Source organism: Streptomyces sp. NK08204 (genome assembly GCF_020400585.1).
Classification (GTDB): Bacteria; Actinomycetota; Actinomycetes; order Streptomycetales; family Streptomycetaceae; genus Streptomyces.
The window spans coordinates 17,015-37,182 of sequence record NZ_JAINVF010000033.1 but is presented as its reverse complement, the minus strand read 5'-3'; the positions used below and the strand labels follow the sequence as shown (position 1 = coordinate 37,182).

The window sequence follows — 20,168 nt, the reverse complement described above, 5'->3', positions numbered from 1 at the left end:
GGGGGACCCTGATGGCATCGCGATCCACGCACGCGTGGCGCCGCCGCGGTACGTCCCTCTCGGCGGCCCTGGCCACGACCGCCGTCCTGCTGTCGGCACCGGCGGCCTCCGCCGACCCGATGTCCGACACGTGCACGTTCTCCAGGACGAACCACAAGTACGCCGGGACGCCCTGGGCCCTCCAGCGTGTCAACCTCGACGAGCTGTGGAGCCAGTCGAAGGGCGAGAACGTGAAGGTCGCCGTGATCGACACCGGTGTCGACACGGCCAACCGGCAGCTCAAGCACGCCGTATCGACGACCCTTGGCGCGAACTACCTGCCCCCCAAGGACAGCAAGGGCAACAAGCTCGACCGCGGCAGGTCCAACGGCACCACCGACACCGTGGGCCACGGCACCCGCGTGGCCGGCATCATCGCCGCCCGCCCCATGAAGGGCACCGGCTTCGTCGGCCTTGCCCCCAAGGCCAGGATCATCCCGATCAAACAGAACGACGCCGAAGGCCACGGCACCGCGATCACCCTGGCCCGGGCCATCCGGCACGCCATCACGGTCAAGGCCCAGGTCATCAACATCTCGCAGGACACCGCGAACGCCGTGGCTCCGGCCGTCGACCTGCACAACGCGATCAACGAAGCGCTCGCGCAGAACATCGTCGTCGTCGCCTCGGCGGGCAACGACGGCCTGGGCGGCAACATGAAGAAGACCTACCCGGCGTCGTACAAGGGGGTCCTGGCCGTAGCCGCCTCCGACCGCAACAACGAACGCGCGGCCTTCTCCCAGTCCGGCAGCTTCGTGGGCGTGGCCGCCCCCGGCGTCGACATGATCTCGACGGTCCCCAAGGGCGGCCACTGCTCGGACAACGGCACGAGCTTCTCCGCCCCGTACGTGGCCGCCGTCGCCGCGCTGATCAGGTCCAAGCACCCCACCTGGACGGCCTCCGAGGTCGTGGCCCAGATTGAGCAGACCGCCGAGCGCTCCATCACCGGCCATGACCCCCGGGTCGGCTGGGGCGTGGTGGACCCGGTCCGCGCCCTCACAGAGGACGATCACCCGATCGAGTCACCCCACCCCGACGCCGGCCTCACCCACGCGGAGGCCCCCACCGCAGCCAGACTCACCCTCGGCGAAACCCCCCAGGAACGCAACGCCCGCCTCGCGACGTACGTCGCCATCGGCGCCGGGGTCCTGGTGGCGGGGCTCGGCGGGGGAGCGGTGGCGGTACGGGACGCGCGCCGCAGGAAGCTGAGGGTGAGGGCCGGGGCATGACGAAAGTGGCCGTGACCAGCTTCGTCGTGGTCGTGGCACACCTGTCGGCGGCCTGCGTCCCGGTGGCCCGCGCACGGTCCTGGCGCGAGCCGATCAACCCATCCGCCCCCGAACCCCGGACGCGGCTTCGTCGCGGCCCGCATCCTCTTCTTCTGCCTGGCCGCGATCGTTCTCTTCTCAGGCGGAAGCACGGAACTGGGTGATGCCTACGGTGATGACACGGCCGACTGGGCTGACGAATTCCCGCCGACGATCGGGGGACAAGGCCGAGGAAGACGGAGAGTCTTGGGCCCCTGGAACGGCGTGACCGCCGGGCCCGCCGCCTCCCTCATGGCCTCGGTGCGAACGCCACCTTCTGCCTCAACGTCACCTTAGAGCTGGTTCGAGGTTCTTCGGTGAGCAGGTCGAGAGACGTACAAGAGTTGAAGGCTGCAAGCCCCTTACGCGCATTCATCGGTGTCTGCAACAGCTTTGGTGTAGGCGGTGGCCAACTTCTTCATGGTGGACGCATCGCCGAGATGGGAGTCATGGACCCGCAGCGAGGTGTAAAGGATCTGCCTGGTGTGGCTGGGGTTCTTGCAGTCCTTGACGCGCACCACAGCGCCCGTCCCGCTGTAGTAAAAGTTACCGTTGGTGGAGATTTCGGCCGGACCCAGTTGCGGATTGGCATCTGCCACCATGGTGATGGAAACGTCCTCTGACCACCACTGCAGGTTGGCCATCATCGCCCATTTTCCATCGACATCCACCCGGCAGAGCTTTCTGGTGGGTACCGGACGCGTGTCCAACACCTTGATCTGGTCTCCCGGGGGGAGAAAGGGTGACACCAGATCCGGATCTACCGATACACCACACAGAGCCGTGGGTACCTTGTAGGCCTTCTTCTCATGGCCCCCGGAGCAACTTACGAGCATGCCGAAAATCCCAAGCACCGCTGTGGTCGCCAAGGCTCGTCGAACCATCAGAGTATCTACCTTCCTTGCGCCAGGCTGCTCTGGGCCGTCAGATGTCCGTGACGAGTTCGGCCCCGACCCGCTCCATGTATCCGCCGGCCTCCTGGAATCCTTGAGACGAGGATGTTTCCGCCCAGGTGGAAACATCGCCGGGGTTCGCGAGCTGGTAGGTCCTGGCTGCAGTGAAGGCAGCCTTTCGGGTGTATTTCATATTGTTCTCGGCGCCGTTCTGCCAGTTCTCACCCATCTTGCCGCCGGCCTCGTCCTTGGCGCTTCCCTCGGCGTCCTTGAAAAGCTCCTCAAGGACCACACTGGTCGCGGTTCCGGCAGCGCCACCGATGCCGGCCCCGACTGCTGGGGACGCAATGAACGACGTACCGACCCCTACGCCGGTGCCGATGCCTCCGGACAGGACGTTCTTCCATTGCGCCACCGAATGGTCGAAGTCCTTGTCCTTGACGTCGGCAGGGCCCGCGACCGCTTCGTTCCGTCCCATAGCCAATGTCCCTGAAACTTGGCCAGAGTGGCGTGCAATGTCCCGAACGGTGAGTTCCAAGTCGTGATTCGGTCGCTGACTTTCCGACAGATCTGGGTTCAGGTGGTGTTCCATGAGCCGGCCCATGTACTTCTGCTGGCCCACTTCGACTGCCGCATACCCGTCCGGGTCCTGGCCAACAGCAAAGAGGAACCGGGCCACTTCGCGGTGGTCCAGTTGGGCTGCAGAGCCTTGGACGGGATAGAGTTTCTGAATGCGTTCCCAAGCGGCCTGGCCATCCGGGTCGTGCTTGCCTGGGTGCGAGTCCACATCCGTGGTCGCACGGTCGATGTCCGGCAGGTACTCAGACGCGATCTGCCCCATACTGTCCGACATGTAACTGTGATCCGTGAGGCGCTCGTTATCGTCAGAGATCGACGAAACGATGTTCTCGAACAGCTTGCTCTGCCCCGGAGTGTGCGCGGGTGTGTCATCAGTCGGCAGTTCACCCGCGGGATGCCCAGTCGTGGCTGCTTCCAGTGCTGCGCCCAGATTGTCGCGGCCGTCGTGGCTTTCGCCGAGGCTCAAGTCGCTCTTGCTCTCGTGCGGCCAGTGGCGGTCCTCGAAGAGGTACTTGAAGTTGGAGACGGCGTGCTCATTGTCTCCGTCCTTGGGGAGGAAGTCGTCATTGAAGAACTCGGTCGCCGCATCGGGACTGTTCGAGAGACCCTTGAGGAAGCCCGACATGGGGTCGAAGCCGGAGTCGCCGCCCATATGGTTGAGGTACGGGCTGAATCCCATCCGCTGCCAGGCCGTGTGCCTGCCGTCGTCCGTGAACCTCCGCTCGGTCTCCATGAGGGTCTTGCCGTACTGCTTCAGGAAGTCGTCGTCGTAGTCTCCGGCCCTCATCAGGTTGCTCATGACCTGGACACCGAGAATGCCGCCGTGCGCGCCGTGGAGCGGCTGGCCACCCAGGTCGATCATGTGCCGCTTCCACTCGGACATGCCGGCGGTGTCGCTCTGGCTTGCGGTGGCGAGGGTGAGGCTGAGGTTCTTCTGCAGCTCGCCCAGCTGCTTGCGGCGCTCCCGGGCGAGGTCGGGGGAGACGGCTGAGTCGCTCACGTCGGCCCAGAACGACAGCGTCTTCTCCGGGCCGAGGTCCGTCGCGAAGCGCTCGGAGAACAACGGGTCGTCGTGGTACTTCTTCAGGCCTGCGTTGAGCCGGTCGAACTCCGCCAGCGACAGATCGTCGGGGTCCTGCTTCGCAAGCTTCGCCAGTTCGTCAGCCTGCTTGACGGCATCCGCAGCGGTGTCCCGGTCCTTGTAACTGGCGTCGGAGAAGCCCAGCGTGCTCTGATCCACGATCGCCATGAGAACCGTCTTGGCCGAGTTGTCACTCTCGGTGGCCTTGGTGAGGATGCCCTGGATCTCGTCTCGGAGGGCGTCGACGTCCTTCTGAGTGGTCGCACTCGTCTCGCTGCCCGGGTCGGAACCCCAGTCGGGGCGGGTGCTGCCCATGACGGTGAAGCCGCCGTCACCGGTGTCGACCACGGTGAGCTTCTTGTCCTGCCCACGAGAGACGGCGTCCTTCAACTGTTGGTGGTATTCCTTCAGTTCGTTGCGGCTGTCCATGAGGATGTTATGGATCGTGGTGGCCTCGGTGTGGGCGTCGGAGAACTCGCCGGCGGTCTTGCCGATGAACTCCTTGGACACCTGCGCGTTCACACCGGCCCAGTCGGCCGCGTTCGCTGCCTTGTGAAGGCCGTCCTCGGCGTCCTTCTTCAGGTCTGCCAGATGCTTCACGAGTGTCGACCAGTCGGTGACAGCGTCGTCGAGCAGTTTGAAGTTGGCGTGGAACAGAGCGTTGAAGTCCATTGTCGACCGTTGTCCTTTGGGGTAGCTGGGTCTGCCGGTTGTGGCGGGTGGTGTCGTCGTCGCTGTCCGGCCGCCGCTATCCCTCCTTGTCGCCCTTGTCCTTCTTCCCGTAGTTGTTCGCCTCGCCCGGCGCGCCGGCCCGTTCGTCGAACCCGGCGTCCAGCACGTCGATGCTGCTCATCAGCCGCTGGATGTAGTTGTCGTCGTTCGCGTGGACTGTCTTGGTGACCTGCATGTGGTTCGAGATCTGGGCGCACGCGTCCATCAGGCTCTTCAGCTGCGCTTCCCAGCGGCTCGACACGTGCTGCAGTCCGGTACCGAGCGCGAACCCCTGCTTGGAGAGATCACCGGCCGCGGAATCGCTGCTGGGTGTGGCGACACGAGCCTTGTCCCAGAGCTGGTCGTAGAGGTGGTGCGCAGCGCTGCCGATCTTGACCAGGTCCTCATGACCCACCTTGAGGTCACCTGTCTTGCCAGGAACGACGTAGGGGCCGTACGGGCCGCCACCGCCATCGACGTGGTTCAACCGCATGTGTGCCGACTGCCCCTCAGCCGCCTGTGCCTTGAGCTGCTCCCACTCGTCCCACGCCATGAACGGGCCCCTTCCCCCTGTGGATGTCGCGCCGTCCGGTCAAATTAGCAACCTGGATTGAGAAAAGTTTGTCCCATGTCTGATATGCGCCACATCGACTCCTGTGAAGGTTCGGAGGAGGGCTTCCTCCGAGGCTCCGGGTCGGATGCCGGTCGGTCTGCCGGTCGAACTGTTCGGCAAGGAGGCAACCACTCCCCCAGGGGGCGGTTTCGTGGTTGCAAAGTTCCCGGGATGCCGGGCGAGAGATGCAGGTCGGCCGGGTGGTCGTGAAGCTTCTGCGCAGATGTCTGCAGGCTTCTGTCTCGATCGACCCCGTTGCCGATCTCGGACGGCCCCGAGGCCATCGGTTCAGGACAGCATTGCAACTGAACCGTCGCAGAGTTCAGTTGGCCGCGATTTACACAATGACTACAGTGGTCGACGAAGGACGCGGGGAGCACGGACGCGACTCCCTGGTCTGTCAAGAGCTGTGCAAACGGGGACACGGGGGAAGGGGTTGCGGTGGGTGACGGTGGCCGCTCGGATCTGAGGCGCGGCGTCGAAGCGCTGTCCAAGTTCAAGGAGGACGTGGACAAGGCCCTGACCAAGTTCGAGGAGTCTCCGGGCAGCGCGTCCAAGATCGCGCATCACGCTCTCAGCCGTACCTCGTTCAGTGGTACCCAGATTCCGTTCGGCGAAGCGCACGACCTGCACGCGCAGTACGAGCACGTCCACGAGCGCCTCGTGTACCTGTCGAAGACCCTGGGGCTGCATATCGAGGCTCTGACACTCGCCTCGCACGCGACCGACGCCACATACGACCTCTCTGAGGACGAAGTGAGGCGACGGTTCTGGGAGATCAAGTCGCAGCTCGACGAGGAGTACCAGAAGGCGACGCACAAGCACGAGCAGCCTCGGAAGGACACGAGGCAGCACACTGACCAGAGGTCCGCGGGGGTGAGTACCAAGTGAGCGGCGACTGGCGGCAGAAGCCCCAGTACAAGACCGGCCTGGAGCAGGCGAACGCGGAAGCCGTCGCGGCCAACGCGGTAGGCGGCGTCGAGAACTTGCTCAGGGGCACACCGCTCGGCTCGACCCAGTTCGATGACGCCGATCTCAACGACATGATCGATCTGGTCGAGCACGCCAACCCCGAACATCTGGAGCTCGCCGGCAAGGCCTTGTGGGACGCCCGCGACGCCATCAGCACTGCCGCGTCGGACCTGCACGGGAACATCCGTAAGGTCCTGGCCGAGTGGGAGGGCGAGGGCGCCACACAGTTCCAGAAGTGGACCAAAGGCCTCCTCGATTTCGCCAAGGACCTCGAGACCTACGCCCACGGGGCCGGCACCGAGATCACCACCGCCGCCTCAGGCCTGGCCTCCGTGCGCAAGTCCATGCCACCCCGGGACACCCGGCCGGCCGACGAGCAGAAGCGGCCCTGGACCTTGCCCAAGGCCAAGCAGGTCGAGAGCAACGCGGACTACGTGCTCGCCAAGAAGGTCGAGAAGGATCGCCAGGACGCCATCAATCAGATGGTCCGCTTGGGGTCGTTCTATTCGGTGGCCGCAGGGGGGTTGAGGACGAACCCTGAGCCGAAGGCGATCGAAGCGATTCCTGATGTGGGGGTGCCCCGGCCGACAATCGAGCGTGACGATTGGCGTAACCCATATGGCTCCGGGGCGTCGACACCACGGGAAACGGTTCGAGAAGGCGTGACAGGCGGTCACGGCACGACGACTGCCTCCCACGGAACGACGACTGCCCCCCACGGACCGGCGACCGAGCTCCACGGAACGGTGACTGAACCCCACCGAACAACGGCAGGCGGTGTGGTGCCGCCCCTCAAGGAAGTTCACGAGCCCAGTGGGCATCCGGGCCATGATGTCGGCACGGAAATCAACACCGTGAACACCTTGCCTCCCCCGGCACACCCCACACAGCCTCACCCCCCTGCCCCCACCCTTCCGACTGCCGGCGGTGGAGGTCAGACGCCTCCGCCGCCCCCCGGGCCAATGGCGCCTCCGATTGCGCCGACTGCCGGACGTTCTCCTGGCTATGGCCCGAGCACTCGCCTGCCCCTGTCAACGCAGGGCCGGACCGGCCCTACAGGCACTGGAGGCGGGCGCACGCCACAAGGTCCCGTGGGGCGTGCCACCGCCAGTGGGCGAGTGCCCCAGGAGCCCCTGGGGCAAGCTGCTCGTGCCACTGGACGTGCGACTCCGGCCGGTCAGGCGGCCACCAGAGGGGTCACTCAGCAGCCCGGACGATCGCCTATCGGGCGCGGTGTCACCGGCGGAACGCCCAAGGTGACCAACACACCAACCGGGCGGACCGGAACAACCGGACCCGTCGGCGCGACACGCAGCGGTGTCGTAGGCGGCAAGCCAGTCCCCGGTCGTACGCCTGGAGCGGCGTCCAATCCCCGTGTGCCACGCGGCATGGTCGTCGGTTCCGAGGAATCAGTCTCCACCACGCCGCCGAAGGGCGCTCTCGGGCAGCGAGGGGTTGTCGGGGCATCCACGGCCAGGACGGAACCTGGTGCGGGCCAAGCGGCGCTGCGCTCGGCAAGCAGTCCCGACGGCGTGATCGGCGCGCGCCGGAACAATGCCGGCTCGACGCTCAAAGACTCCGAGACCAGTACCGGGGGCTCGGCACTCGGCCGAGGTGCGGTCGCCAGCCGCCAGAGTCCGAATGGTGAAGCCAGTGGCACCAGTGGGTCTGCCGAGAAGGAACAGCACCGGCCGCCCCAGAAGCAGCGGCGTGATGTGCCACAGCAAGCGACTGAAAACGAGCGAGGACGTACGCAGGCATGAAGCCAGGGACCGGCCGACGCGGCAGCAGAATTGCCCTCCTGACGAGGTGCAATGTGAGACGTCTGGCGGCAGTGTGTTCGGCGCTGGGCACATTGGTCATCGTGTCGACCGGACTGGCTCCCGGTGCGGCGGCCTCCGACATTCAGTCGAAGCAGTGGTATTTGGATGCCATGGGTGCCGACGAGATATGGAAGTACAGCACCGGTAAAGGGGTGAAGATCGCTGTTATTGACTCGGGGGTGAATCCGGCGACCTCATCGCTCAAAGGTCAGGTGCTGGTCGATGAAGTGCCGAAATCCGTCGCGTACCTTGCTACGAAGGACTACGACGGTCATGGCACTGCCATGGCTGAGATCATTGCCGGTACAGGGGCGGGTGGCGGCGTCAAGGGGCTGGCGCCGGGGGCGAAGATCGTTCCATATCACATCCAAATGATTGGGCCGAAGGGCAAAGAAGGGGACGCGAAGGCCGCCTCTTCCGCCGAAGCGATAAGGGCTGTCGCGGACAGTGACGCGAAGATCATCAATATGTCTTTCGGTAGCCCGTACACCGACCCTGAAGAGGAGGATGCCATCAAGTATGCCGCCTCCAAGGGCAAGTTGATGTTCGCTGCCATCGGTAACGGCGGAGAGAAGGGGAAGACGGAATATCCGGCCGTCGATCCGTACGTTGTCGGTGTGTCTGCCATCGACAAGTCCGGAACGGTGGGCAAGTTCTCCACGCGCAGCGACTACGTCGACTTCGCGGCGCCGGGCCTTCACATTCCTGGCTGGTGCGACGGCACATTCACCCGGTACTGCGACACGGGGGGAACCAGCCCCGCCTCCGCCATCGCCTCCGCCTCCGCCGCCCTGGTCTGGTCCGTCCACCCCGACTGGACCGCCAACCAGGTCCTCCGGACGCTCCTCGACACCGCGGGTCGTTCCTGGCCGAAGGACAAGCCCAGCACGTACCTCGGCTACGGCATCATCCGCCCGCGCCGCGTGCTGATCAACAAGAACATCGATCCGGGCCCGGCCAACAGGGATCCCCTGTACGCCGAGAACGGAACGGACGCGGACGAAGACGTCACGGCCACCCCGAGCCTGTCGGTCGCGCCGTCCGAGGGCGGGTCGACGAAGGGCGCCGGATCCTCAAGTGGCCCCACATCCGCCGCCGCGAAGGAATCCGGATCCGGCAGCAGCACCCAAACCTGGGTGATCGTCGGCGCCGCAGCAGCCGTACTGGTCGTCGGGGGAGCCGGTTTCGCCGTGCTGCGGGCGCGTCGCAACGCCTGAACGCTTCCCTAATGCCTGCTCAATCACCGAGTGAGCAGGGTCCGCTTGCCGTCAGCGCTGACGCCTGACTCAGCGCCCGGCAAGGTCAGTCCACAGAAGAAAGGCATCGAAATGGCAACAGGGCGCCAGAAGGTAAGTGACAAGGACATTATCCTCCTCGAAAAGGAGCTTCTGCACCGTTTCGAGGGCATCAAGGGCCAGCTGAAGGAACTCCAGGGCATCATCGACAGCCTCGAGGGCCACTGGAAGGGCATCGGTGCCGGCGCGTTCAACGCCAAGCAGACCGAGATCAACGAGCGCATGGTCCGCATCGGCAACATCCTCGCCAAGTTCATCGAGGCGATGACCACGACTCGCAAGATCAAGGACGGCACGGAGGACGAGGTCCGCGCCCAGGTCCAGTCCATCGACGTGGACCTCGGCGGCGCGCACTCGGCGCTGTCCGGCTACTGATCCCACCCAGGCCACCACTTCTCAGCATCGGAGTAATCATGGGCGTCAACAACAGCGGTGAGCTGGAAGTCTCGTACCAGGGTCTCGACGAGACCGCCACGCAGCTCGCCAACCACGCCAAGCGGCTCGAGGAGAGCCTCGAGGCCATCAAGCAGAAGGTTGCCAGCGTGGCCGGTATGTGGGAGGGCGAGGCCCACAACGCGTACACCGAGCAGCAGGCCGCCTGGGACCGCGAGGCCAAGGGCATCCACGAGGCACTCATGGCCATCGGCAAGGTCGTGCACGCGGCCGGCGGTGACTACCTCGGTGGCGACAAGAAGGCCGCCAGCTACTACATGTAAGACGGATCGGCGGAACGCCGTACGGGGGTGGGCACGCACGGGAGGTGCCCACCCCCAGTCTGTCTGACCGGCACACGAACAGCGACGAATCAGGACAGGGAATCGTGCACGCGCACGCCACGGGCACCTCAAACACGAACGCTGGTGATGTCCCGGGCGGCAGAGCCGCCAAGCCACGGCGCGTAGGCCCGTACACCCTCATCGCCGCGCTGGACGATCCGCACGGCACTATCCCCGTCCCCGAGCGGCGCTACATCGCCCGCAGCATTGACGACGCTCACACCGTCGTGCTCTCCGTCCCGTACCCCGGATCCGATCCCCAGCGCTTCCTCGTGGAAGCCGAAACCTCGCGCTATCTCCTCGGCCCCTGCGCGGCCCCCGCCACCGTGATTGCCTCCCCAGCGGGACCCGCCTGGTACGCCCACCCGTACGTGCCCGTCCTGCCGCTGCCGACCGCCCTCGCCGTGCACGGCGGCCCGCTGCCTGAGCGGACCGTACGCGCGCTCGGTGTCGCCCTCGCCGAGACCCTGGCGATCCTGCACGGGCAGGGGCTGACCTTCGCCGGGGTATCCCCGGCGGCTGTGTTGCTCGCTGCCGACGGGCCGCGTCTCACATGCTTCGGAGCCGTACGTGCAGCCGCACCTGACGGTACGTCGCGTTCCGGTCTGCCGGGGCTGGAGCCTGGCAGCCTGCCTCCCGAACAGGCCGCCGGTGGACGCCCTCGTCCCCTCGGTGACGTGTACGCCCTCGGCGCCACGCTCGCCTATGCGGCCACGGGTCATACGACGCCGGAACGTGACGAACTCCCACCGGCCCTCCGTGCGATCATCACCCGGTGCCTGTCTCGCGACCCTGGCGCTCGGCCTCAACTCGTCGAATTCATCCACTCGCTGACCGCTCCCAGCGCACTCCTCACCCCGGGCTGGCTCCCAGGCCGCGTGATTGCGGCCCTCGTCCATCAATCGGCGGCCGTTCTCGCAGCAGAGGTCTCCATCGAGCCGACACCCCCGTCCACGGCAGCCCGCCCCGACCTCGACTGACAACGGCCCATGCCTTTCCCGCTTACCCACGATGACCCGCAAAAGGTCGGTGTCTACCGGCCCATCGCCCGCCTCGGCAGTGGAGGCATGGGCACCGTCTATCTGGCCTGCACCGAAGGCGGACGTATCGTCGCCTTGAAGACCATGCACGCCCGCATCGCCTCCGACCCGGCGTTCCGTACCCGGTTCCGGCTGGAGATCGATGCGGCCCGGGTTGTAGGAGAGCGTTACGGCGCCGGTGTCGTGGACGCGGACCCACGGGCCGAGACGCCGTGGTTCGCCACCGAGTACGTGCTGGGGCCGCCCCTCGACGAAGCCGTCGAGTTGTGTGGTCCGCTGCCGGAGGCGTCCGTGCGGGCGCTCGGCGCGGCGCTGTGCGGGGCGCTGGGGCAGTTGCACGCCTCCGACGTCGTCCATCGCGACCTCAAGCCGTCCAACATACTCATCACGGCGTACGGTCCCAAGGTCATCGACTTCGGCATCGCGCGTGCGGCCGGCGACGACCGTCTCACCCGTGTAGGAGTCGCCGTCGGAACCCCTGCCTTCATGTCGCCGGAGCAGGCGAGCGGGCAGGAACACACGGCCGCGGGCGACACGTTCGCGCTCGCGGGCCTGCTCGTCTTCGCCGCCACCGGACGTTCGCCCTTCGGGCATGGGCGGGCTGCCGATCTGCTGTATCGGGTGCAGTACGCCGAGGCGGACTTGAGCGGTGTGCCCGACAGCCTGGTGCCGGTGCTCGCGCAGTGCCTGGAAAAGAACCCGTTCCGACGGCCGACGACCAATTGGCTTGCTTCTCAACTGCATGATGGCACCGGCGAGTTCGCAGATCACCTGCCGGATGCGCTCCTGGCCGACATCGGGCGGAGGGCGACCGAGGTCTGGCAGGTCTCGCCGGAGCGGCTGCCGGCTCCCACCGAGGAGCCGGAGCCGGTGTCGACGGTGGTCCCCGTACGGTGGTCCCGTCGGCGGCTGCTGCTCACCGGTGGAGGTGCGGCGCTGGCTGTCGCGGCCGGGACTGCGGGAGCGTTGACCTGGAACGAGTGGACCGGCGGCCCGAAGACGCAGCCTGTGCCTGGGCCCAGCAACAGCATGCTGCCGAAGAAGCAACTTGACTCCCTCTGGCAGATCCAGGTCGCCGACCCGGACAACAGGTTTTTCGCAGGGTCATCTCTGGCCTCTTATCCGTCGCAGGTGCACGCCGTCGCAAACCTGGTGGTGCTGATGGCCGGGAGCGACCTGAACGGTGTCATCGCGCGAACCGGAGAGATCGACTGGAAGTCGGACGACACGGAGAGGACCTGGCAGGCTGCCTGCGACGGCGATCGCATCATCCTGACGACAGACGTGGACGACGGCTACATCGGATCCGACCTCGAAGACGACGTGTCGCATGCGAAACCGCTGGCCCTGGCCTCGCTCGACATCCTCACCGGCAAGGCGGAAGAGCCTTTCGCGCACTTCTCCGACCTCAATGGCCTCCCGGTGAACCAGGCACTGTGCAGCGCGGACGGCGTGGCCTACGCGGTTGCGGGGCGGGGCAAGTATTCCCTCAGCTTCCTCGCCTCCCAGTCCTGGTACGTGCTCGCGGTAGACATCAACACGGGCAGGCGGTTGTGGATGACACCGCTGCCCGGGCGGCGCAACGGTTCCTCACAGTTGTACGTCCTCGCTGCCGGCGTCGTGGGGAACGGTCTCGTCGCGCTCCAGGTGGCGAACGACGGCAGTGTGCATGCCGTCATGCGCGACACCCGGACGGGCACCGTCCGCTGGGACCGCAAGCTCGACGGGGTTGCTCCGGACCAGGTACGGCAGCAGCCTCTGGTCACCGACGCGCAGCACCTGTACGTGGGTGCCGGCCGGCTCAGGGCTCTGCGGCTCAGCGACGGCGGCGTGGCATGGGACTCCAAGGCCGAGCGGCCGGGCCGTACCTACGGCCTTCCTGCACTCAAGGACGGCACCCTGTACGCCGTCGAGAAGGGCCTTGGACTCGTCGCCTTCGACCCCGCTGACGGGCGCGCCAAATGGCAGGAGAAGGGCGGGCAGGGGACGAAGGCGGACCTGACGGCCGCGCCCGTGATCGGCTCCGACTACGCGTACAGCAAGCGAGGATCGCGGCTGTGGGCGGTCGATCTGTCCTCCCGTGCCCCGGCCCACTCCTACAGGACCACTGGCGACCGCTTCATGATCCATGAGAAGGCGGGGGAGATCATCGCGCTGGGCGGCCACTTCCTCGCAGCCTTCCCGCTGCGGTGAGCTGATTCGGTACAGAGAAGAGAAAGCGACAAGCTATGAGACCCCTGGGGACCGGTGACCCGATTCGGCTCGGCCCGTACCGGCTGCTGGGTGTGCTGGGCGAGGGCGGCATGGGCAAGGTGTACGTGGGGCAGGACCAGGCGGGCACCGTCGCCGCCGTCAAGGTGCTCCGGCCCGAACTTGCTCATGACACCGGGCTCGCCCAACGGTTCGTGCGCGAGGCGCTGACGGCCCAGGCCGTGCGGAGCCCCGGTGTGGCGGCGGTGCTGGGTGCGCAGACCGAGGGCGGGCGGCCGTGGATCGCCACCGAGTTCCTCGCCGGACCGACCCTGGACCAGGTCGTGGATCAGCACGGCCCGCTGGACGACGCGAAATTGCGTGCCCTGGCCGCCTCCGTCGCCGACACTCTGCGCGACATCCATGCCGCCGGCTTCGTCCACCGCGACCTCAAGCCGCCGAACATCGTGCTCACCTCCGGCGGCCCTCGGGTCATCGACTTCGGCATCGCCCGCCCGGAGCACGGTCTCACCCTCACCACCACCGGGCAGATCCCGGTCACTCCGGGATACGGCGCCCCTGAACAGGTGCTCGGCCGGCGTGTCACCCCGGCCGCTGACGTCTTCTCCCTCGGCGCCGTCCTCGTCTACGCGGCCACCGGACACCGGGCGTTCGAGGGCACGCATGTGGCCGCTGTCCAGTACGAGGTCGTCCACGGCGAACCACGTTGGCACGGCCTCTCACCTGAGCATTACGCCCTGATCGCCCCATGCCTTGCCAAGGAGGCGTCGGGACGGCCCACGCCCGAGCAGATCGCACGGGCCATTTCGCTGCCCAAGAAGTCCGACACGGTGTGGAAGCGCGGGCCGGTGGCTGACGCGATCAGGGAGCGGGAGCGTGAGGTGCGGGAACTGACCGCGCCGCTGCTGACGACGCAGACCGGGACAGGGCCGAGCAGGCGAAGCCTGCTCACCGGGTTCGCAGCCGGTGGAGCGCTGCTCGCGGCCACCGGTGGCACGGGGTGGTGGCTGCTGCGACACAACGGCTCGAGCAAGAAGGACCTGTTCACCATCCCGCCTGCGGTGAAGACACCAGCGGCACGCATCCTTTCCGCCGACGACGGCGACTACATCGTCGGTGACCAGGTGAAGCCGCTCTGGGGACACGATGCGGCGGTGGGAACCCATTCGCCGGCTCCGCTGCCGATCCGCGACGTCATCATCGCCGGTGGCGCGTCCAGTGGCATCGCGGCATTCAACGTCGTCGACGGCAAGCGCCGCTGGCAGGCCCCGGACATGGAAATGGCGAGCCGCTACCTCTCACTCTCCGACCGTCTGCTCGTGGCTGCCGACAAAGAGGGAACGCTGCATACCTTCGTCCCGTCCACGGGGGAGCCCAAGTGGACGGCGAAGGCCGACGCCAAGGCGCTGCTGGCCGCCGATGAGGAGGCCGTGTACGTGGTGACCGAAGACCACCGGCTGCGCTCGCTGAGCCGCACCGACGCGAGGATCCGCTGGACCGTTCCGATACCGGACAAGTTCCGGACGAGCGTCTGCCCCCAAGGCGCGGCCGACAGCGGAACACTGGTCGTCTCGACCACGGGCGGACACGCCTTCGCAGTCAGCACGAAGACCGGTCACCCTCTGTGGACGATGTACAACCAGGCGAGGAAGGAACAACTCGTTCCGGTGGCACGGAACGGTGTTGTGTACCTCAATGGCAAGTCGCTCTCCGCACGGAGAACCTCGGACGGCAAGGAACTCTGGCAGGAGACGGACGCATACGCGAGCCCGCCGGAATGGGGCCCTGCCGCCATCTCAGGCAACTCCGTGTACTCGACCATCGGCGGTAACGTCAGGCGGTTCCCCATCCGCGGAGGCCGAGATCAGTGGTCGTCGTTGGAGGGTGGGCAGGGACCGGTTCTGATTCAGGGCAGCGGCGCGTGGGTGATCGACGAGCCGTACAACGGCACCACGGTACGCACCCTGAGCATCAAGGACGGCTCGGAGATCTGGACCTACGACTTTCCTTCGCTCTTCGGTCTAAAAGTCAAGGTCGACCTCGCGGTCGGCGGCAACCGAGCCTTCGCCACGGCCAATGGTTCCCTGTTGGCGTTCCCGGTTTTCTGATCACACACCCCGCGAAAATACCGAATCGGGCGGCCGATGCGACCGCCGGACACTCCACAGGCTGTTGGAGTCGATGTCATGCGAGGGCGCTGCCGGTGCTCCGACTCATATCTCACCGCGACGCATAACGGGGAATCGTCCTGGGAATTCTCGTCCCGTCTGGCAGCTGCCCAACCTGTAGGCGTGCTTCGTGAGTGGTAGGCAAAATCCGTCACGGCCTGACGCAACGGCCTGCCGACTTTTCTGGCCCAGTTCCTGCCTTGCACTTGAGCAGAGCGGACAGAGTCTGGCTGGAGTCATGCAGGATACGAAGGTTGTCCTCCCGGGCTGCGGCTGGGGGTTCGGTCACGTCATACCTGCTGCGCACCTCTCCTCGTATCAGTACCGTTGCCCCGTCGAACTTCCCGCTGGAGCAATTGAAATAGAGAACAGCCACCTTGGTGCTGGCGAGTGCAGTCTTCCCCATGATGTACTTCGTGAAGATCGAGGCAGCTTCGCCCTTCTCGGGGAGCTCTTGCGCCAGTGAAAAATCTACCCCTACAGAATCGAGTCCCGATAATCCTTCGTATGCACCACAGAAAGCAAAGATCTTTCTGTCGCCTTGCCTCGAGGTATTGGCTGACCAGTTCATCAGCAGTCCGCTGAGGGTCTCCCATGAAATCAACCTGTGAGGCTGCCGGAATTCCCGAGACCCGCAGCATGGCTTTTTTTGCCTGAGCACTCAGGGCCCTGACGCAGGAGGTACTTGCAGCACCTTGAGTTGAGGGGCTCCCGGACTTCGCGTCCTCGCTCTGGCAGCCGGTAGCCACTAGTGCCACCGCGAGCAGAGCCGGAACTATGCGCGCACTCTTCACCCGCAGTCCAGTTCGTTTAGGCATTAGGTGGCGCGCCGCGCTGGCTCGCTCCATTGCTACCCTTTGTGTAGCCGTCGTCCAGTGCCGTTTCCAAGTTCCGGCCGAAATAGCCGCCATCCCGGCCGGGCGGCGCTAGGGGCGGCTCTGCCGCAGCGCGAGCTTCAACTCGGACTTCAATGGCACGTGGGACACGTGCATCGCCTCGTCGTCGGGATGGTCCTCGGCTAGCCGTCCAGCGATCTGCTGTGGCGACCGCTCTTGGGCCTGGCCCTCGGCCACCGCGTCGTGCAACCACCGCGACCTCCAGAGAGGGCCGGCGCGCCCGTCGCCGCGCGGCGTCCGAGCGGTCCTGGTCCGCCTGCGCCGAGTACACGTCGCGCCCGCCGTTGCGGGCACCTGGCGCGAGATGACCGTCCCCGGCTCGCGTTCCAACTTCCCGATCAGCGGAAATGATCACGACCTCACGATGCTCTGACCGCTGGAGACCGTCCCTCACTGACGAATCGAGGTCAGGGGGCCGCGTACCGGGGCAGTTCCTCGGGAAAGTCGCGGGCACCCTTGCACTCAGCCAGCTTGTAGGCGTGCTGGGTGAGCTGATAGGCGAAGTCGGTCAGCGTCTGTCCCAGCGGCACGCCTTTGACCCTGGCGGGTCCCTTGATCCATGCCTCACCGACCACCGCGTAAGACTCGGAGGCGTTGTACTCGGGAACACTGGGCGGGGTACAAGGCATGTACACCGATGCAGTGTCCCCGCTGGAATCGATCTGAGTCAGAGCTTCTATCTTGCCCACGGAGACACGGACGATCCTATTCTGGTCGCCGGGATTTCGATAATATTCGAGCCATTCTTTAGGGGAGGCAGGCTGAACCCGTGCTTTCCCGGAGAGCCATGAATGATTGGTGGTGGAGACGTGACACCCGAAAGAAAGGTCACTCCCGGCCCCCTGGCTGTAGGATCCGCTGTCGGCAGATCGCGCATTCGGCAGGACCTGTTTGACCATATCCCGCTGGAGAGTACCTTCACACATCTTGTCCGGTAGTAGATAGAGGCCTTTGTTCAGGAACATCCATCCAGCTCCACAGAGGAGTCCGAGAACTACCAGGAACAGAAGGACGACTCTCCCGTTCTCCCAAGAAGCGAGTTGCGTTCGGCTCCTCTGTGGCGTCTCCATCAAGGGCGCTCCTCTGTGTTGCTCAGGTACTCACTGCTGGCGTCCCAACCTGCATTGACGGCGTTGCCGACGAGATCGTCGGTGCCGTCCTCAGGCAAGTTCACATGGTGCCGGGCGAGGGCGTCTTCGGTCGACCATTGTGTTTGTTGATTGACGGAGTCTCGCATCGCGTACAGGTTCTTGGCGCTCTCATACAGCCCCTCATCCTTGGCGCCATGCAACTGCTGGCCTTCGATCAGACGGTCGACGGCCCCACCCGCAACGGCTCCGGCTGCTCCCCCGACTATGGATCCCATGGCACTGCCGCCCAGATGCTCGGGAAGGCTGAGGCCGGTGAAGGCGATTGACACCCAGGTCTTAGCGGCATCCCCCTTTTCCTTGAGGGAGTCGTTGTAGTCCGTCTCTCCAGCGACGGAGGACTGCACTTCGCCGTCCGCTATGGAGTGCCCGACGATGCCCTCGATGATGCCTGCATTCCTCCCGATATCCGCAAGGACTTGGTTGCGGGGACCATGGAACAAGGACGGGTCGGAAATGTGTGATTCGAGGAGGCTTCCGGTGTAAATACTTTCCCCGTAGACGATCCCGGCTCTGCCCGCAGGATCTGCTGATGTCGCGGAAAGAAATCTCACTACATCGGGGACATGCTTGCCCTGGAATGCGTCAGGCGCCTCACTGTGCGTAAGGAAAATAGCCTTCGAGTGAGGACCGGCCAGGGCCTGGCTGATCTCCGGCATGTAGGCCGCCGCCATGTCCCCGAAGCTCTCGCCCAGCCCCTCGGACACCAGGTGCGCGCCTCCGTCAGGTTGCGCCACCGCGTTCATGATGTTGGCCATGATCTTGACCTGGGCCGCACTGTGCGGCGGGGCCATGGAGGTGGTGTCACCGTCGGCGATGCCGGTGACGGCGCTTTCCAGGGCACGTCCGAGAGACTCTCCCCGGTTCGTGTATACGGTGGTGCCCAGCATATGGTTCAAGTCCGACTTGGACTCGAAGGCGTGAGTCGCCGCCTCCGGATTGTGGGAAAGGGCGTCGAAGAGCCCCTCCAACGGGTCGCGACCATTCCCCTCGCCGAAGATCATGTCGACGTGGTCGTATCCCTTAACCCAGAGCGCGTCGGTGTTGACGTCGCCCGCGCCCTTGTCCTGCTTAAACAGCTTGGCCCGGTAGTCGTCCAGGAACTCGGTGTCGAATTCCCCCTGTCGCATGAGGCTGCTCAGTACCTGGGAGCCAAGCGCGCCGACTGGATTCTGGAACAGCTCTTTGGAGTCCGACAGGAAGCGCGTGTTCATCTCCTTGAGAAGATCCGTCTTCCAGGCTTCCATAGCGTCCGAGTCGGAGAAGGATGCCGTGGCCAGTGTCAGACTCAGGTTCGTCTGGAGCTCCTTCATACGTTCCAGTTCCGTACCCCTGGCGCCAGCATGGGAATTCACCATGTCGGTCCAGAACTGGAGCGTGCCTTTGGCGCCCAGACCCCTTGCGAAGCGTTCCGCGAACAGGGGGTCGTCGTGGTACTTCTCCAGGTACCGGTTGAACTCGGCGATGTCGTCAAGGGACATCTGGTCCGGATGCTTGGCCATCTTTGCCAGCTTGTCGGCTGCCTCGACGGCATCGGCGGCGGAGTCCCGGTCCTTGTAGTGGGCGTCGGAGAAGCCGTACTTGGTCTGATCGACCAGGAGCTTGAGGACCTTTGCGGCGCTGTCGTCGCTCTCCGTGGCCTTGGTGAGGATGCGCTGGATCTCGTCGCGGAGGTCGTTCGCGTCCTGCTGGCTGTGCTCGGAGACGGTGGTGCCCTTCGCGGCACGGTCAGGATGAACGTTCATGGTGACGGTGAACGTTCCATGGCCGGTGTCGACGACGGTGAGGTTCTTCTTCTCGCCCCGTGCGATGGCTTCGTTCAGCTGGGTGCGGTAGTCGATGAGTTCGCCCCGGGTGTCCATGAGGATCTTCGTGATCGAATCCGCCTGCGTATGGGCGTCCGCGAACTCCTGTGCGGTCTTGCTGATGAATTCGCGACTCACCTGTGCGTTGACGCCAGCCCAGTTCGCCGTATCGGCGCGGGCCTTGAGATTGCGTTCGGCATCCTCTTTCAGCGTGGCGAGCTTCTTGGTCATCTCCTCCCAGTCGGTGACGGCCTCACCGAGCTGCGAGAAGTTGCCGTGGCGCAGTGCGTCGAGATCCATGGCCGTCAGCTGTCCGTCCGCTCGTCGAAGCCCTTGTCCAGCTGGGAGATGCTGCTGAGCGTGCCCGCGATGTAGGACTCGTCGGCAGCGTGCTGGTTCTTGGTGTACCGCAGGTGGTTGGAGATGTGGGCGCAGGCGTCCAGAAGGGTCTGCACCTGGTCGACCCAGTGCTCGGCGACGTGATCGAGGGCGGCGCCGAGCGCGAAGCCCTCGCTGCTGAGCCCTCCGGCCGCCTTCATGGAGGAGATGCGGGCGTGGTCGCCGTAGTGGCCGAAGTCCACGAACAGCTCGTGTGCCGCGGAGCCGATGGCGGCGAGATCCTTCTGGTGCACGGTGAGGTCACCGCGCGAGCCTTCGCCGCCTCCACCCCCGCCGTCCGGGACCACATGATTCAGCTGCATGTGCGTCGACCGGTTCTTCGCAGCGTCGGCCTTCAGTTGTTCCCACTCGTCCCATGCCATGTGCGAGTCCTCCCCGTGTCCTGTCACCCGCCCGGAGGGCGGGAGCGTGT

General features: G+C 65.4%; 16 protein-coding genes. 9 read left to right on the top strand and 7 right to left on the bottom strand.

The annotated features are described in order from the left end of the window. Positions 1-11 precede the first annotated feature (11 nt). Positions 12-1,268: a type VII secretion-associated serine protease mycosin gene (gene mycP / locus K7G59_RS31380; RefSeq protein ID WP_225840082.1), complete on the top strand. Its 1,257-nt coding sequence runs from the start codon at positions 12-14 to the stop codon at positions 1,266-1,268. Positions 1,269-1,708: 440 nt separating this feature from the next. Here mycP and K7G59_RS31375 read toward each other — a convergent pair whose 3' ends face one another. The 3 genes from K7G59_RS31375 to K7G59_RS31365 all read right to left on the bottom strand — a co-directional run bounded on the left by K7G59_RS31375 (position 1,709) and on the right by K7G59_RS31365 (position 5,163). Next, positions 1,709-2,215 (bottom strand): hypothetical protein, encoded by a 507-nt coding sequence (locus tag K7G59_RS31375; RefSeq protein WP_225840081.1) that lies wholly within the window; start codon positions 2,213-2,215, stop codon positions 1,709-1,711. 55 nt (positions 2,216-2,270) lie between these two features. After that, positions 2,271-4,571 (bottom strand): hypothetical protein, encoded by a 2,301-nt coding sequence (locus K7G59_RS31370; RefSeq protein ID WP_225840080.1) that lies wholly within the window; start codon positions 4,569-4,571, stop codon positions 2,271-2,273. A 76-nt stretch (positions 4,572-4,647) separates the two neighbouring features. Next, positions 4,648-5,163 carry a hypothetical protein gene (locus tag K7G59_RS31365; RefSeq protein ID WP_225840079.1) on the bottom strand — a complete coding sequence of 172 codons (516 nt, stop codon included), beginning with the start codon at positions 5,161-5,163 and terminating at the stop codon, positions 4,648-4,650. A 501-nt stretch (positions 5,164-5,664) separates the two neighbouring features. Here K7G59_RS31365 and K7G59_RS31360 point away from each other — a divergent pair. From K7G59_RS31360 to K7G59_RS31325, 8 genes are all read left to right on the top strand, one after another. Next, the gene (locus tag K7G59_RS31360) at positions 5,665-6,114 is read left to right on the top strand and encodes a hypothetical protein (protein WP_225840078.1); all 450 of its coding nucleotides are present in this window, start codon (positions 5,665-5,667) and stop codon (positions 6,112-6,114) included. After that, complete coding sequence (locus K7G59_RS31355; protein WP_225840077.1) at positions 6,111-7,958, top strand: WXG100 family type VII secretion target; 1,848 nt, start codon at positions 6,111-6,113, stop codon at positions 7,956-7,958. Before K7G59_RS31360 ends, K7G59_RS31355 begins: the two co-directional genes overlap by 4 nt. Before the next feature lie 170 nt (positions 7,959-8,128). After that, entirely contained in the window at positions 8,129-9,235 is a 1,107-nt protein-coding gene (locus K7G59_RS31350) for a S8 family serine peptidase (RefSeq protein WP_225840104.1), read from the top strand. Positions 9,236-9,346: 111 nt separating this feature from the next. Beyond that, entirely contained in the window at positions 9,347-9,688 is a 342-nt protein-coding gene (locus K7G59_RS31345; protein WP_225840076.1) for a WXG100 family type VII secretion target, read from the top strand. Positions 9,689-9,726: 38 nt separating this feature from the next. After that, positions 9,727-10,029: a WXG100 family type VII secretion target gene (locus K7G59_RS31340; protein ID WP_225840075.1), complete on the top strand. Its 303-nt coding sequence runs from the start codon at positions 9,727-9,729 to the stop codon at positions 10,027-10,029. Positions 10,030-10,133: 104 nt separating this feature from the next. Then, entirely contained in the window at positions 10,134-11,069 is a 936-nt protein-coding gene (locus tag K7G59_RS31335; RefSeq protein WP_374114314.1) for a serine/threonine protein kinase, read from the top strand. A gap of 9 nt (positions 11,070-11,078) precedes the next feature. Then, on the top strand, positions 11,079-13,322 hold the full coding sequence (locus tag K7G59_RS31330; protein WP_225840074.1) for a serine/threonine-protein kinase: 2,244 nt from the start codon (positions 11,079-11,081) through the stop codon (positions 13,320-13,322). Positions 13,323-13,357: 35 nt separating this feature from the next. Continuing rightward, positions 13,358-15,448: a protein kinase gene (locus tag K7G59_RS31325; RefSeq protein ID WP_225840073.1), complete on the top strand. Its 2,091-nt coding sequence runs from the start codon at positions 13,358-13,360 to the stop codon at positions 15,446-15,448. A 211-nt stretch (positions 15,449-15,659) separates the two neighbouring features. Here the strand turns inward: K7G59_RS31325 and K7G59_RS31320 are convergent, their stop codons facing one another. The 4 genes from K7G59_RS31320 to K7G59_RS31305 all read right to left on the bottom strand — a co-directional run bounded on the left by K7G59_RS31320 (position 15,660) and on the right by K7G59_RS31305 (position 20,118). Continuing rightward, positions 15,660-16,112, bottom strand: coding sequence for a hypothetical protein (locus K7G59_RS31320; RefSeq protein WP_225840072.1), 453 nt, complete (start codon positions 16,110-16,112; stop codon positions 15,660-15,662). Positions 16,113-16,811: 699 nt separating this feature from the next. Next, positions 16,812-17,369, bottom strand: coding sequence for a hypothetical protein (locus tag K7G59_RS31315; RefSeq protein WP_225840071.1), 558 nt, complete (start codon positions 17,367-17,369; stop codon positions 16,812-16,814). A 104-nt stretch (positions 17,370-17,473) separates the two neighbouring features. After that, the gene (locus K7G59_RS31310; RefSeq protein WP_225840070.1) at positions 17,474-19,657 is read right to left on the bottom strand and encodes a hypothetical protein; all 2,184 of its coding nucleotides are present in this window, start codon (positions 19,655-19,657) and stop codon (positions 17,474-17,476) included. A gap of 5 nt (positions 19,658-19,662) precedes the next feature. Then, entirely contained in the window at positions 19,663-20,118 is a 456-nt protein-coding gene (locus K7G59_RS31305; protein ID WP_225840069.1) for a hypothetical protein, read from the bottom strand. Between the last annotated feature and the right edge of the window lie 50 nt (positions 20,119-20,168).